Genomic DNA, 13,349 nt, shown 5'->3' with positions numbered 1-13,349 from the left:
TGATGGATGCGATTGCCATGGGGACTGGCGTCATGATCGGCGCAGGGATCCTCGCGCTGACCGGGCAAATCGCGGAACTCGCAGGTCCGTGGTTTCCGATGGCCTTCGTCGCCGGAGCTGTGGTGAGCGCATTCAGCGCCTACACCTACGTCAAAATGTCGAACGCCTGGCCCTCCGCCGGTGGCATCGGCATGATCCTGCAGAAGGCCTACGGGCCGACCACGGTCGCTGCGGGCGCCGCGCTTCTGATGGCGCTGTCGATGGTCATCAACGAAAGCCTCGTCGCGCGGACCTTCGCCAACTACCTGCTGCGCGGCCTCGGGATACAACAGCGGAGCTGGCTCGTCCCCACGATAGGCGTCGGGCTCATCATCGCCGCATACATCGTCAACGCGTCGGGCAACCGTTCGGTGGGGCTGTTGTCGCAGATCATGGCTGTCCTGAAGGTGGGTGGCATCGCTCTATTCGGCATCGCCGCTCTCTGGGCCGGCGGCATGTCCTTCGAGGCGACCGGCGATGGTGAGACGACGGGGCCCGTCGGCTTCATCGCCTCGCTGGCGCTCGCGATCCTCGCCTTCAAGGGCTTCACGACGATCACCAACTCCGGCGCGGAAATCACCCGGCCGCACCGCAATGTCGGCCGCGCCATCGTCATCTCGATCGCAATCTGTGCGGTGGTCTACCTGCTCGTCGCCTTCGCCGTGGGCTCCAGCCTGCCGCTCGACCAGATCGTGGTCGCGAAGGACTACGCGTTGGCAGAAGCCGCGGAGCCCGCCCTCGGGCGGACCGGCTTCTACCTGACGGTCGCGCTGGCACTCGTGGCGACAGCCTCAGGCGTGATCGCGAGCATCTTCGCCGTGTCGCGAATGCTGGCGATGCTGACCGACATGCAGCTGATCCCGCACAGCCATTTCGGGATGCCTGGCACGATCCGCGATCACACGTTGGTCTACACGGTCGTGATCGCCGGGGCGCTGACGATCTTCTTCGATCTCAGCCGCATCGCCTCGCTGGGCGCGTTCTTCTACCTTGTGATGGACATCCTCATCCATTGGGGTGTCTGGCGAAACCTGCGCGACGACATCGGGGCGCGGGGGTGGGTCATGCTAACGGCGGTCGGGCTGGACGCTGTCGTGCTCGTGGCCTTCACGATACTGAAATGGCAGAGCGACCGCACCATCGTGCTGATCGCGTTGGCGGGGATGGGAGCGGTCTTCATCTTCGAGCACGTCTTCCTGCGTCTCAGGCCGCCGCGGGACAGTTCTGATCACAGCAAACACGGCAAGACCGAAGATCCCGAAGGAACGGCGTCTTGACTTTCCCGTCACTCGAACCTTGACGTTGTTGACCGAAAGTTCTCTCCGACCTTTAACTCGCCCCGTTGACGCCGGCATGAGCGAGGCGACCACGTAGGCCGTGGTGCCAACCCCAGCATGATGTCACGCGACCATGGCGAACCAGGTGCCGAGCACCAGCCTTAGGTCTGGGGCGCGACGGCAGCAGCGCGTCGCGCCCGCCTCGTCAGTCGGGCTGGACGACGATGACATCAGCGGCGCCGCCATCCGAAGTTTCGACCACTGGCTCGTTCGCACCCGGCGGATCGCCCGCGGCTGTCGTCGGCGTCGCCTCCGGGGCATCGGTCGGGGCGACGTGCCAGATGGTTCCACCGGTATCATCGGCGACGAGCATCGCGCCGTCCGGCAGGAAGTCGACGTCCACCGGGCGGCCCCACACGACGGCGCGATCGTCGCCGCGGACCCAGAAGTTGACGACGAAGTTCTCGTAGGACCCGGTCGGCTCGCCGTCCTCGAACGGCACGCGCACCACCTTGTAGCCGGTGGGGTCCGACCTGTTCCAAGAGCCCTTCAGCGCCACGAAGGCGTCGCCCGCGTACGCCTCCCCGAACGCCTCCGGCGCGAAGGCGAAGTCGAGCGAGGCGGAATGGGACTCGAACAGCACCTCGGGAAGGATCGAGGTCTCGATCAGCCCCTCGGGCGCCATCGAGGCGAACTGCGGCTGCGGGTTGGAGCCGGTGTAGGCGTAGGGCCAGCCGTAGAAGTCGCCCTCCTCCACCTGTGCGAGGTAGTCGGGCACGAGCTCGTCGCCGAGGCCGTCCCGCTCGGGGACCGCGACCCAGAGCTCGTCGGTGCCTGGGCGGAAGTTGACGCCGACCGGATTGCGCATGCCCGTCGCGAAGGTGCGCTGGTTGCCGCCGCCGATGTCGAAGGCCTGGATCGTCGCGCGCGGGGGCGGCTCGATGCCGACGTTGCTCGCCGAGCCGACGCCCACGTACATCGTCATCCCGTCCGGCGAGACCACCAGCGAGCGGGTGTTGTGCCCCTCGCTTCCGCCGAAGACGCCCTGGTCGGTCACCGGGAAGTGGTCCATCGGGAGCTGCGCGTGGCGGTTCTGAGGCGCTACCTCGTCGATGGGCTCGGGCGCGAACATCTCCGGCCCGGAGGCGCGCACCTCGCCGATGGTGAAGGGAACGCGCCAGACGCCGCGATAGTCCGCGACGAGGATGTCGCCCTCGTGCGCGAGGCCCTTGCCTTCGGGAATGCGGGCGAGACCGTAGGGGCCCTCGAACCCTTGCGCGAAGCGGGAAACGATGTCGGCCGTGCCGTCGCCGTCCGCGTCGCGCAGGAAGGTGACGATGCCAGCCGCCTGCTGCGCGACCAGGACGTCCCCGTTCGGCAGGACGAAGAGCTGGCGGGGGTTGTCGAGGCCTTCCACGAACAGCGTCGCCTCGTAGCCCTCGGGAACCGCGGGCACGCTCTCGCCGCGATCGACGAGAAGCGCCGGGTTGCGGGAGGCGAGGTCCTCGTAGGGCTCGGGCAGCTCGTGCTCGCGCACTGTGAAAGTCTTGCCGAGCTTCTGGTCGGCGAACGGGTCGGCGCCGTCGGGTAGGCGATCGGTGGAGGTGATACCTGCCGCAGGGTCATCGCCCGCTGCGGCGGCGTCGGGCGTTTCGGACTTCGCGGCCTCGCCCACCGCGCCCATGTCGTGGCCGGGCGCGGCGAGCGCTGCGGGCGCTGCGGTCAGGAGAAGCGCGACCGTGAGGCTGGTCAGAGTTGATGGCTGCGTCATGAGTAAAAGCTCCTTCGGCGTCCGCGGACGGGTGGTGCCGGGCGTGACGAGGGTACCCGTCACCGGTATGCGCAGAGCGGGTCGGCTACGGACTCTGTTCCATCCCTTCCCGAAGCAACGCGCGCTCCCACGTCGCAGGCGACGAAGCCGCGGTAGCCCGCTGGCAGTCCGGCCTGAAGGCCGAACACTAGCTTGGCCTCGACGCGACTCATCCCGTCGGCGGTCTCGCATTCCTCGTCCAGCACGCGGTGGAGCGGGAGCTTCATCTCGCTGGCCGCCAGCGGTGTCCCGTCGAGGGTCGCGGCCGGTGCGGCGCTCCCGGCTTCAGCGCCTCGTGGCGCAGGTAGCGATCGCCGGGTATCTTGTCTTGTTGCGAAGGCGACGCCCTGTCGTTGCTCGTGGGTTCGCGCGAATGCCGTCGGTCGTGTTCATCATGGCCCTATCTCGCTTTGCCGCAACGGGCTGCTGTGATCGGGCATTCGGTGCGAGGGGGCCATGATCTCATCCACGCCGACCCTCAGCCCCTCGGAGCGGTTTGCTCAGCGCGATCGCATACCCTCTCCGGGTGTGATAACGATGAGGCCGAAGCAATGCTTCAATTCTTGGTCGGCGACATAGCGTGGCATTGACGAGCAACAAGGACGCAGTGCTGAAGCGGCTGTCCAGGGTAGAAGGACAGGTGCGCGGCGTGGCGCGTATGGTCGAGGAGGAGCGCTACTGCGTGGACATCCTCATCCAGACCGCCGCGATCCGCGCCGCGGTTAAGGGGATCGAACGCCTTCTGCTTGAGAGCCATGCGCATCACTGTGTCGCCGACGCCATTGCTTCCGGCGATCCGGAAGACCAGCGGGCAAAGTTCAACGAACTGATCGCGCTCCTACAAAAAGCGCAGTCATAGCTCGGCGTTTTGCCGAAGGTTGAGATCCGACTTCAGGGTTGGCCGCGGGTGACGGCGCCACCGGACTTGGTGGGTTGCACCGTCCGCCACGCGGTCGTATGCTGTGCCTGGGTAACGTATTTTGGCAGGTAAGCTTTTGTCTGAAGTACTGGCGCTCATCGCGGCGGCAATTATCGCGGCAAGCGCCGTCGCTGCGCTCCACGCGGCGTCGCTTGGCCCGGCGAAATCGACCGAGCCGCAGAAAGTCCCCTTCCTCGGCGGCGGCGAGGCGAAGACGCACGCCTGGCAGCGCTATCACGCGCGCTACTATTCGATGACGCTCCTCTTCATCGCGTTCGAGATGGAGATGATGTTCATGTACCCGTGGGCCGTCGTCTACGTCGCTGAAGGCGTCAAGGCGATGGTCGAGATGGGGATGTTCCTCGGCATCCTGTCCATCGGCATTCTCTACGGCTGGCGCGAGGGCATCTTCCGATGGCAGTGAGCGCCCTGCGCCGCCTAGCGGCGAGCGCACCGCCGAGCGTCTTTGCCGCCATCGGCGAGGGCGGCCGGGCACAGGTGGAGGCCGTGTTCGCCGCCGGCCGTGTCGTGCCCGCCAAAAGTCCCCGCCACGCATCGATCCTGCTGGTCGCCGGGGCGATACGGGACGCGGACGCCGCGGCACTGGCGCGCGTGCACGACCAGCTTCCCCATCCCCGGGCGAGCGTCGTGTGCGGCGATGCGCCGAGCCACGCACTCCCCGAGCCGGTGAGGGCGGACACCGAGGCGATCGAGGACGCGATCACCGCAACCCATCGTGCCCTGGTGCGCGGCGAGCGAGCCTCCGCGCGCGACATCCTTGCCGACGAGCCGCCGGCGCCTTGGAAGGGCGAGGGCGACCACGGCCAGGGCGGCGAGGGCATGATGGGCGGCGTGCCCTACGGCCGGCCGATGGCGATGACCGATGACGACGTGCGCGACGGTCTCGCGCTCGACGCCTACCGCGCGACCTACGGACCGTTCCTTCCGACAATGCCGCCCGGCCTCGCGCTCGACCTCACGCTGCAAGGCGACGTCATCGTCGCTGCGCGGGTGATCGCGGCCCCCTACGCCGAGCCGCCTGCCGCGACGCCGGAGGCCGCGCGACGTCGCATCGCCCGCCTGGCCCGGCTGATGGGGCTTGCCCCTCAGGCCGATCGGTTGCTGCGCGGCGAGCGCCCGCATGCCTCGTTCGTCGCGCGCACGGGGATGATGAAGGCGATCCCGGAAGGCCTTGGCGCAACCGCGCCCGGCGATGACGTGCGCGCCCGTCTTCGCACATGGATCGCGGCGCTGGAGGGCGGCGAGAAGGCCATCCCGCCGCCGGCTGAGGGCCCCAAGCTCGTTGACCTGCTGATCGGCCTCGAATGGTTCGAAGCGATGCTCGTCATCAACAGTTTCCACGACGCCACGCTTCGTGAGATGACCCCCGCGGACCCGCCGGACGGAGACCACGACGCGGCGCACCAGCACGGCGGCCACGGGCACGCGCATCACGGCCACCATCAGCACGAGGGCCACGCATGAGTCCCATCCTCGCCTTCCTCATGCTGACGGGGCTCCTCGCTGCAGGAAGCTACATCACCGCCGTGCTCGACCGCGCTGCCGCCGGAGCGCTCGGCGCGGCCGGCGCCGGATCGGTTTTCTTCGCGCCGTTGCGCAGCGCCGCCGGTAACCTTGCGGCACAGCGCATCACCACCGAGCGACCCGACGCGCTGTTGTGGTTTCTGGCGCCCGTCTCCTATCTCGCGCTCGCGCTGATCGGGCTCACGGTCGTGCCGTTCGGCCCGAGCCTCGTGGTCACGGACCTTTCGTCCGGGATCGTGGTCTGGGGGATGTGCGAGTCCCTCGTCGTGATCGCCGTCTTCATGCACGGGTGGGCGGCCAACAGCCCGCTCGCGCTGATCGGCGCGTATCGCTACGTCGCCATCGGCCTGCCGGTGATGCTGATCTCCATGTTCGTGCTGATCGCCGCGGCGCTGCCGGCGCAATCGCTCGCCGTCACCGACATCGTCGCCTCGCAGAAAGATCTCTGGAACGTCGCGCGTCAGCCGCTCGGCCTGCCGCTCTTCCTCCTCCTCGGCCTCTCGCTCACCTTGCGCGGGCCGTTCGACTACGCGGACTCGCCTGATCTATGCGGCGGGACAACGGTGGAGGTGTCGGGGCCGGGGCGGGCGGCCTGGCAGCTCGCCCGGCTTGCGATGCTGGTCTCGTTCTCCGCGATGGCGGCGACCGTGTTCCTCGGCGGCTATCTCGGCCCATGGCTCCCGGGTCCCGTCTGGGTGGTCCTGAAAACTCTTCTCCTGCTCGCCGTCCTGGTGGTGCTCGACAAGCTGTTCGCGCTGATGCCGCCCTCGCGCATGCTGACCCTTGTCTGGGTGGTGCTGCTGCCGCTCGCCTTCCTGGACCTCGTCATCGCCGGCATCGAGGCGCTCTGAGTGGCCGTCGATCTCACCTTCTTCGCCCTTTCGGTGGTGGCGGTCTGGTCGGGCGTCATGGTGTTCGTCGTCGACTCCATGGTGCGCGCCACGTTCGCGCTTCTCCTGTCCTTCATCGCGGTCGGGCTCATCATGCTGTTGATGGCCGCGCCCTACATCGGCATCGCGCTCATCTTCATGATGGCGGTGGAGATGATGGTCATGGCCCTCTTCATGGTCATGTTCATGATGAACCCGGCCGGGCTCAACCCGATGAACATGGTCCATCAGGAGCGGCTTTCGGTGGTCGCCGGGGTCGCCGCGTTCTTGGGTCTTTCGGTGGCGACGCTCGCCAGCGACCTGCCGAACGATCCCCTGCCCGACGACAAGCAGGCGATCGTCGACCTCGGCTTCGAACTTCTCGGCCCCTCGATGCTGGTGTTCGAGACCGCCGGCATCACGCTACTCGCCACCATGGTCGCAACCGTCGTCCTATCGGCACGCGACGGCCGCTATGGCCGCGCCGACGAGGGCTCGATGCCGCCCGGGCTCGAGCCCGGAGGACGCCCCGCCGGCCGCCCGCTCGCCGAGGAGACCGGCGGGGGTGGCGGCGGCCACCATCATCACCACTGAGCCTTCAATGACACTTCAAATGGTCCTCATCGTCGCATCAATGCTCATCGGGGTGGGCGTTTACGGCGCGCTGTCGCAGCAGTCGTTCGTGATGCTGATGATGGGGCTCGAACTGATCCTGAACGGCGTGCTCCTCGCCGTCATCGGCTTCTGGGCCTTCGCCCTCGACGGCGCGCCGGAAGGTCAGCTGCTCGCGATCCTCGTCATGGCGGTCATGGCGATCGAGATGGCGGTGGGGTTCGCCCTCGTGGTCGCGCTCTACCGGCGCAGCCAGGCGGACGTCACCGAAGGCATCACGGATCTCAAGAACTGATGCTGTTCTCGCTCGCCGTCCTGCCGGCCCTCGCGGGGCTTGCCCTTTGGGCGCTCGGGGTCCGCTCGCGGCGCGTCCTCGGCACCGTCGCCGTTGCGACGCTCGCCCTCACCCTCGTCCTTGCCGTGCTGGCGAGCGCAGGCGGCTGGACGGGCCGTTTGATCTGGTCCGAACCCCTTGTCCTGACCGCAGCGCTGACCCCGCTCTCGGCCGCCGTCGCGATCCTCGTTCCCGCCATCGCGCTCCCGGTGCTCCTCTATGCGAGCGCGCACGAGGAGCCGCCGGGCCTCGCCCGGCTCATCGGCATCCTGCTGGCGTTCACCGGCGGCATGGAGCTTCTCGTCATCGCGGCCGACTTCCTGACGCTCCTCATCGGCTGGGAGCTCGTCGGCGCGGCATCCTGGGCGCTGATCAGCCACCGCTGGCGCGATCCCGACAACCCGCGCGCTGGCCTTACCGCGTTCGTCACCACGCGCCTCGGGGACATCGGGCTGATCCTCGCCGCGGTCGCTGCCTTCGCCGCCACGGGCTCGTTTGCTTTCGGCGCGATCAGCGCGCTGGAAGGCTCTGCGCTGGCGCTGGTCGCCTATGGCGTGCTGTTCTCGGCGGCGGCAAAGTCCGGTCAGGTGCCGTTCGCGCCCTGGCTCTTCAGGGCGATGGCGGGGCCGACATCGGTCTCGGCGCTCCTGCACGCCGCGACGATGGTGGCGGCCGGCGCCTACATCCTCATCCGGCTCGAGGCCGACCTCGCCGCCGCACCCGGCTGGGGCGCCACGACGATCGGCATCGGCCTCGGCACGGCGCTCGCCGGCGGGCTCGTCGCGGTCCTCCAGCCCCACGCGAAGAAGCTGCTGGCCGCCTCCACCTCGGCGCACTACGGGCTGATGTTCGTCGCGGTCGGCGCCGGCTATCCGGGCGTCGCCCTGTTCCACCTGGTCGCCCATGCGGCCTTCAAGGCGTTGCTCTTCCTGTCGGCGGGGATCGCCGGAGACGCCGCCGGAAGCTACGACCTTTCCAGAATGCGCTTCGGCCGCGCGCTCCCCGTGACCGGCGCGCTCACCGCGGTGGGCGCCTTGGCGCTCGCAGGCCTTCCGCCGCTCGGCGCGGCGTGGACGAAGGATGCCGTCGCTGCGGCTGCCGGGCATCAAAGCGTGTGGCTGGCCATCGGCGTTATCCTCGCGGGGGGGCTGAGCGCGATCTATGCCGCGCGCTTCCAGGTGCTCGCCTTCGGCCGCGACCCTCACGCCACCGCGAAATCCCGTCCCGGTACCGCCGAACCCGTCGCCGCAGCCATTCTGGCGGCGACGACGCTGCTCCTCTCGGCGTTGTGGCTCCCGTCCGTGCACCAGCCGCTTGCCGAGCTCCTCGGCGTGGCGATCGCCCCCACCAAGGCCTGGGAACTGGTGCTCGCGGTCCTCACCGTGGTGGCGGGCCTTGCCGCAGGCGCGCTGCTTGCCCGCCGCGTGCCCTTGCTCGGCACGGAAGGGCACAGCGCCAGCGCGGCGGACTGGCTGGGGCTGCCACGCGTCTTTGCGTTCTGCGCCGCCGCAACCGGCAGAACCGCAGACGCTCTCTCGGCTCTCGACCGGCGGGGGATCGACCGCGCCGTCCATCTCGTCCCCGCCGGTCTCAAGCGGTTCGCCGGGTCGCTCGCGGCGGCCGACCGGCGGGCGGTCGATGGCGGCGTCGAGTTCGTTGCGAGCGCGACCGACGCGCTCGCTCGCCTTGCGCGGGCGTTCGGTGAGCGCCTCACCGACGGCATCCCGGAAGGCTCCGCGCGCCTCGCGGCCGTCTCGGGTGCCGGGGCGCGCCGCCTCCAGACGGGCCTTGCCCACCACTACTACACCATCCTTGCCGCCGGCTCCGTGCTGGTCATCGCAACGCTCTTCGTGAGTTTTTAGATGCTTCTGTCGCTCGTCGTCCTGACGCCGCTCCTCGGTGCCGTCGCCCTTGCCTTCCTGCGCCTTGGCGAAAGCGGGCTGCGTATCTTCGCTGTGGCGGTGTCCTTGGTGCCGCTTTCCCTTCTGGTCGCCATCTGGGTGGGCTTCGACACGAGCGCCAGCGCGCCCGCCTTCCAGGCGACGGTGGAGGTGCCGTGGATCCCGGCGCTGGGCGTTGCCTGGCGCGTCGGCGTCGATGGCATCTCGCTTGCCATTGCCGCCATGAGCGCGCTGGTCTTCGTCGCCGCCATCGCCTGGCCCACCGACACCAAGGGCCGCGCTCGCCAGTATTTCGTCTGGATGCTGTTCCTGGAAGCCGTCTCGCTCGGCCTCTTCGTGACGCTCGATCTTCTCGTGTTCTACGTCTTCTTCGATCTCAGCCTGGTGGGCATGTATTTCCTCATCGGCCGCTGGGGCCATGGTGATGCCGAGCGGGCCGCACTGAAGTTCTTCGTCTACACGCTCGCCGGCTCGCTGGCGCTGCTCCTTGCCATCATCGCGCTCGTCCTTGCCAACGACACGCTCACCTTCGACATGCGCGTCCTCATCGCGAACCAGCCGCTGGCGGGATCGACGGTCGCCGGCGGGCTCGTCTATCTGGGTTTCATCCTCGCCTTCGCCATCAAGACGCCGCTGTTTCCGGTCCACACCTGGTTGCCGCCGGCGCACGTCGATGCGCCGGGTCCGGCGTCGGCCATCCTGGCGGGCGTGCTCCTCAAGATGGGCACCTACGGCATCGTCAGGATGCCGATGTCGATGATGGTCGAGACCTTTGCGCGCTACGCCTTCTGGCTCGGCGTCCTGGCGGTGGTTTCGATCCTGTGGGGCGCGATCGTCGCCTTCGCGCAGGAGAATTTCAAACGCCGGATCGCGTACACGTCGGTCAACCATATGGGCTACACGGTGCTCGGCCTCGCTGCCGCGGGCGCGATGATCGGCAGCGAGGAGGCCCGGCGGCTCGCCCTCACCGGCGCCACCGTGGAGATGATCGCCCACGGCCTCATCACCGGCGCGCTGTTCCTCATTGCCGGCGGCTTCTGGCAGCGCGGTCAGACCTACGAGCTGTCCGACTATGGCGGGCTCGCGCGCACCGCGCCGCTGATGGCCGCCGCGACCATCCTCGCCGCTTTTGCGAGCTTCGGCCTGCCGGGCCTCGCGGGCTTCGTGGCGGAATTCCAGATCTTCGCCGGCACCTTCGGCGTGTTCCCCTGGCTCGCCGCCATCGGCATCTTGGGCATCCTCATCACCGCGGCGCTCTTCCTGGTGATGCTCCAGCGGCTCTTTTTCGGCGAGCGGCCGGAGCGCTGGACGGGCTTTGCCGACCTTTCCCGCACCGAAGCCGCAGCGCTCGCCGCGCTCCTCGTCTTCGTCGTGGTGATCGGCATCTACCCCAGCTGGCTGCTCGGCGTGATCGACCACGCATCGAACGCGATCCTCGCGCTTCCGGTGGCGGCCGACTGATGCCCGTCGGCGACATCGTCCCCGAGATCGCGGTGATCGTGACCGCGGTGGTCGCGCTGCTGACGGCCTCGTTCGTGCCGCACCGGCTGCATTCACTCGCCGCTGTGATCGCGCTCGCCGGTATCGCCTTCGCGGCGGTGCTTCTCAGCCGGCAGATCGGCACCTCGACGCTCACCTTCTCCGGCACCTGGGTCATCGACGGCGCGAGCGTCTGGTCGCGCCTGATGATCCTTCTGAGCACCGCGGTCGTGGTCCTCATGGCACTGCGCTGGTTCCAGAGCGACAGACGGCACGGCGAGTTCTACTTCGTCCTGCTTGTCGCGATGCTCGGTGCGATGGCGCTCGCGGGCGCGGCCGACCTCTTGCAGCTCGTCATCGCCGTCCTCTTGTCGTCGGTGACCGGCTACACGCTGGCCGCCTACCACAGGAACTGGCCGCTCTCGCTGGAAGCCGGCATGAAGTATTTTCTGGTCGGCGCGCTCGCCAACGCCGTCCTCGTGCTCGGCGTCGCTCTGGTCTACGGGATGGTGGGCACCACCTCCTACGACGGGATGGCCGAGGCGCTGGCCACGACTGCGCACGCGCCGCTCCTCCTCCTCGGCACGGGCCTCATCCTCGTCGGGTTGCTCTTCAAGCTCGGCGCCGTCCCCGCCCACGCCTGGCTGCCGGACGTTGCCGAAGGGGCACCTGCGCCGGCCGCGGCCTTCCTCACCGTCGTTCCGAAGATCGGTGCGGCCATCGCGCTGGCGCGGTTCGTCGACCTCTTCCCGCCCGACGCGTTCGCCGTGCGGCCGCTGATCGCCATCGCCGCCTTCGCCACCATGACGCTCGGCAACCTCGCAGCGCTCGGGCAGAGCGACGTTCGCCGCCTCCTCGGCTGGTCGTCGGTCTCCCAGTCCGGCTATGTGCTGATGGCGGTCGCGGTCGTCGGGCTCACCAACCTCGCGCTGCCGGCGATCCTCCTGTTCATGCTCGGATACGCTGCCGCGAACCTTGCCGCCTTTGCCGCCGTCACCCACCTTCGCGGCCGCACCGACCTTTCCGACTATGCCGGGCTCGCCACGAGCCGGCCGTGGATCGCCGTCGCGCTCGCCGTGGCGCTCCTGTCGCTCGTCGGCATCCCGCCGCTGGCCGGCTTTGTCGGCAAGCTCGCGCTGTTTCTCGCGACGATCGAAGCCGGCTATGCTTGGCTCGCCGTCGCCGCGGCCATGAACACGGTCGCATCGCTCTACTATTATCTGAAGATCGTCGGGCGCACTGCCCTTCATGCCAAGCCAGCGGGCGGCACCGCCGTGCTGTCGGTGACGAGCGGGGTGGCATTGTGGTCGTCACTCGCTGCCGTCCTCGCCTTCGGCCTTCTTGCGGAATTGACCGTCCGGGCCTTCGCCGGCGGGACGCTTCTTCCGTGACCTTTCGGCCGGAACGACGGCGTCGCCTCAGGCGTTTTCTGGATACCACACATAGGTAGCGGCAAGACATCGCTCGCGAGCCTGCATCGCTTACACTGCTGAGATTGTAATCCGCCATGGCCCACAGAACCGACCCCAAAGGCACGCAACACGCCGGTGCCCACGAAAAGAAGTCGTCCCATGGCTTGAAGAACTACTGGCGCTTCTTCGCGATGATTGCGACGTCCACGGCCGTCATGTTCATTCTCATGTACCTGAACACGTACGCTTGGGAGCAGATTTTCTGGAGTGAGACCCGGTTCTATATGGCGTTCGTCATGGGGGCGACGATGGCCGTCATCATGCTCGCCTATATGCTCGGAATGTACCGCAACCTTGCCATCAACGTCGCGGTCTTTGCAGGGAGCGTGATCGTCTTCGCTGGGGCGCTGTGGCTGGTGCGCAGTCAGACGACCGTCGGCGAGACGAGCTACATGCGCGCCATGATCCCCCACCACTCGATCGCGCTCTTGACCAGCAAACGCGCGAACATCGCCGAACCGCGCGTGCGCAAGCTCGCCGACGAGATCATCGTGGCGCAGGAGCGCGAGATTGCGGAGATGCGATACCTCATCGCGGAGCTCGATGAGGGCAATGCGATGCCGCCGGAAGCCGATGGTGAGGCGCCCGCTCCGGAGATCGTGCCGTTGCAGGCGGCCCTCGACGCAAACGTCAGGCCGACGCTCGATCTCGCGCCGATGGATCCCGCGACCCTCGACCACGCGCTCGGCACCGGCGCCGGCTGCGACTTCAAGATGACCGCGGAAGGCGACCCCGTGCTCGCCGTGCGTTCTGGTGGCGAGGGGGTCGAGGGCGTAGTGAAGCTGAACGGACAACTCGTCCTTGTCGCGGCGCCGGCCGGCGATCCCGTCCAAGCGCTCGGCGGTGAGCCGCTCGCCGCGGAGGGCCTCACGCTTTCGCTGGAGGCCGCGCCCGAGGAAGAGTTCGAAGACGTCGACGGAGCGCAACGCGTGCTGGCCGACCTCGTCTTCGACCTGCGCGACGAACTGACGATCGGATACCGCGGCTTCTATCGTTGCGCAGGCTGAACAAGCGCCTGTCGACAGGAGAACGCGGTTTGCGTGCGATGGTGATGGGGTCGGTCAGCGTCCTGAGCCCATCCGGCCGGCTGTT

General features: G+C 68.1%; 12 protein-coding genes. 11 read left to right on the top strand and 1 reads right to left on the bottom strand.

The window, feature by feature from the left end:
• Nucleotides 1–2 precede the first annotated feature (2 nt).
• The gene (locus RDV64_RS08555) at nucleotides 3–1,316 is read left to right on the top strand and encodes an APC family permease (protein WP_309198853.1); all 1,314 of its coding nucleotides are present in this window, start codon (nucleotides 3–5) and stop codon (nucleotides 1,314–1,316) included.
• Between the two features lie 205 nt (nucleotides 1,317–1,521).
• On the opposite strand, the gene RDV64_RS08550 is transcribed toward RDV64_RS08555, so the two are convergent.
• On the bottom strand, nucleotides 1,522–3,087 hold the full coding sequence (locus tag RDV64_RS08550; protein WP_309198852.1) for a PQQ-dependent sugar dehydrogenase: 1,566 nt from the start codon (nucleotides 3,085–3,087) through the stop codon (nucleotides 1,522–1,524).
• A 625-nt stretch (nucleotides 3,088–3,712) separates the two neighbouring features.
• Between RDV64_RS08550 and RDV64_RS08545 the strand changes: the two genes are divergently transcribed.
• The 10 genes from RDV64_RS08545 (at nucleotide 3,713) to RDV64_RS08500 (ending at nucleotide 13,264) form a co-directional block, all read left to right on the top strand.
• A complete protein-coding gene (locus tag RDV64_RS08545) occupies nucleotides 3,713–3,985 on the top strand; it encodes a metal-sensitive transcriptional regulator (RefSeq protein WP_309199462.1) in 273 nt (90 codons plus the stop codon).
• 136 nt (nucleotides 3,986–4,121) lie between these two features.
• Nucleotides 4,122–4,469 (top strand): NADH-quinone oxidoreductase subunit A, encoded by a 348-nt coding sequence (locus RDV64_RS08540; RefSeq protein ID WP_309198851.1) that lies wholly within the window; start codon nucleotides 4,122–4,124, stop codon nucleotides 4,467–4,469.
• Nucleotides 4,460–5,530 carry a hypothetical protein gene (locus tag RDV64_RS08535; protein ID WP_309198850.1) on the top strand — a complete coding sequence of 357 codons (1,071 nt, stop codon included), beginning with the start codon at nucleotides 4,460–4,462 and terminating at the stop codon, nucleotides 5,528–5,530. Before RDV64_RS08540 ends, RDV64_RS08535 begins: the two co-directional genes overlap by 10 nt.
• Nucleotides 5,527–6,441 (top strand): NADH-quinone oxidoreductase subunit H, encoded by a 915-nt coding sequence (locus RDV64_RS08530; protein ID WP_309198849.1) that lies wholly within the window; start codon nucleotides 5,527–5,529, stop codon nucleotides 6,439–6,441. Before RDV64_RS08535 ends, RDV64_RS08530 begins: the two co-directional genes overlap by 4 nt.
• Nucleotides 6,442–7,053, top strand: coding sequence for an NADH-quinone oxidoreductase subunit J (locus tag RDV64_RS08525; RefSeq protein WP_309198848.1), 612 nt, complete (start codon nucleotides 6,442–6,444; stop codon nucleotides 7,051–7,053).
• Between the two features lie 7 nt (nucleotides 7,054–7,060).
• Nucleotides 7,061–7,366, top strand: a complete 306-nt coding sequence (gene nuoK, locus RDV64_RS08520; protein ID WP_309198847.1) for an NADH-quinone oxidoreductase subunit NuoK — start codon at nucleotides 7,061–7,063, stop codon at nucleotides 7,364–7,366.
• Nucleotides 7,366–9,267 carry a proton-conducting transporter membrane subunit gene (locus tag RDV64_RS08515; protein WP_309198846.1) on the top strand — a complete coding sequence of 634 codons (1,902 nt, stop codon included), beginning with the start codon at nucleotides 7,366–7,368 and terminating at the stop codon, nucleotides 9,265–9,267. The genes nuoK and RDV64_RS08515 overlap by 1 nt, the downstream gene beginning before the upstream one ends.
• A complete protein-coding gene (locus RDV64_RS08510) occupies nucleotides 9,268–10,767 on the top strand; it encodes an NADH-quinone oxidoreductase subunit M (protein WP_309198845.1) in 1,500 nt (499 codons plus the stop codon).
• Nucleotides 10,767–12,176 carry an NADH-quinone oxidoreductase subunit N gene (locus RDV64_RS08505; protein ID WP_309198844.1) on the top strand — a complete coding sequence of 470 codons (1,410 nt, stop codon included), beginning with the start codon at nucleotides 10,767–10,769 and terminating at the stop codon, nucleotides 12,174–12,176. Before RDV64_RS08510 ends, RDV64_RS08505 begins: the two co-directional genes overlap by 1 nt.
• Before the next feature lie 116 nt (nucleotides 12,177–12,292).
• Entirely contained in the window at nucleotides 12,293–13,264 is a 972-nt protein-coding gene (locus RDV64_RS08500; protein ID WP_309198843.1) for a DUF305 domain-containing protein, read from the top strand.
• Nucleotides 13,265–13,349: the final 85 nt, after the last annotated feature.

Source organism: Acuticoccus sp. MNP-M23 (genome assembly GCF_031195445.1).
Taxonomy (GTDB): domain Bacteria; phylum Pseudomonadota; class Alphaproteobacteria; order Rhizobiales; family Amorphaceae; genus Acuticoccus.
The sequence above is the reverse complement of the archived record's forward strand: the minus strand, read 5'-3'. Positions and strand labels throughout refer to the sequence as shown.

Excerpts from the sequence above, each read along its gene's own strand:
- RDV64_RS08555 (WP_309198853.1), top strand. The coding sequence starts at position 3 with ATGGATGCGATTGCCATGGGGACTGGCGTCATGATCGGCGCAGGGATC.
- RDV64_RS08550 (WP_309198852.1), bottom strand. The coding sequence starts at position 3,087 with ATGACGCAGCCATCAACTCTGACCAGCCTCACGGTCGCGCTTCTCCTG.
- RDV64_RS08535 (WP_309198850.1), top strand. The coding sequence starts at position 4,460 with ATGGCAGTGAGCGCCCTGCGCCGCCTAGCGGCGAGCGCACCGCCGAGC.
- RDV64_RS08530 (WP_309198849.1), top strand. The coding sequence starts at position 5,527 with ATGAGTCCCATCCTCGCCTTCCTCATGCTGACGGGGCTCCTCGCTGCA.
- nuoK (WP_309198847.1), top strand. The coding sequence starts at position 7,061 with ATGACACTTCAAATGGTCCTCATCGTCGCATCAATGCTCATCGGGGTG.
- RDV64_RS08515 (WP_309198846.1), top strand. The coding sequence starts at position 7,366 with ATGCTGTTCTCGCTCGCCGTCCTGCCGGCCCTCGCGGGGCTTGCCCTT.
- RDV64_RS08510 (WP_309198845.1), top strand. The coding sequence starts at position 9,268 with ATGCTTCTGTCGCTCGTCGTCCTGACGCCGCTCCTCGGTGCCGTCGCC.
- RDV64_RS08505 (WP_309198844.1), top strand. The coding sequence starts at position 10,767 with ATGCCCGTCGGCGACATCGTCCCCGAGATCGCGGTGATCGTGACCGCG.
- RDV64_RS08500 (WP_309198843.1), top strand. The coding sequence starts at position 12,293 with ATGGCCCACAGAACCGACCCCAAAGGCACGCAACACGCCGGTGCCCAC.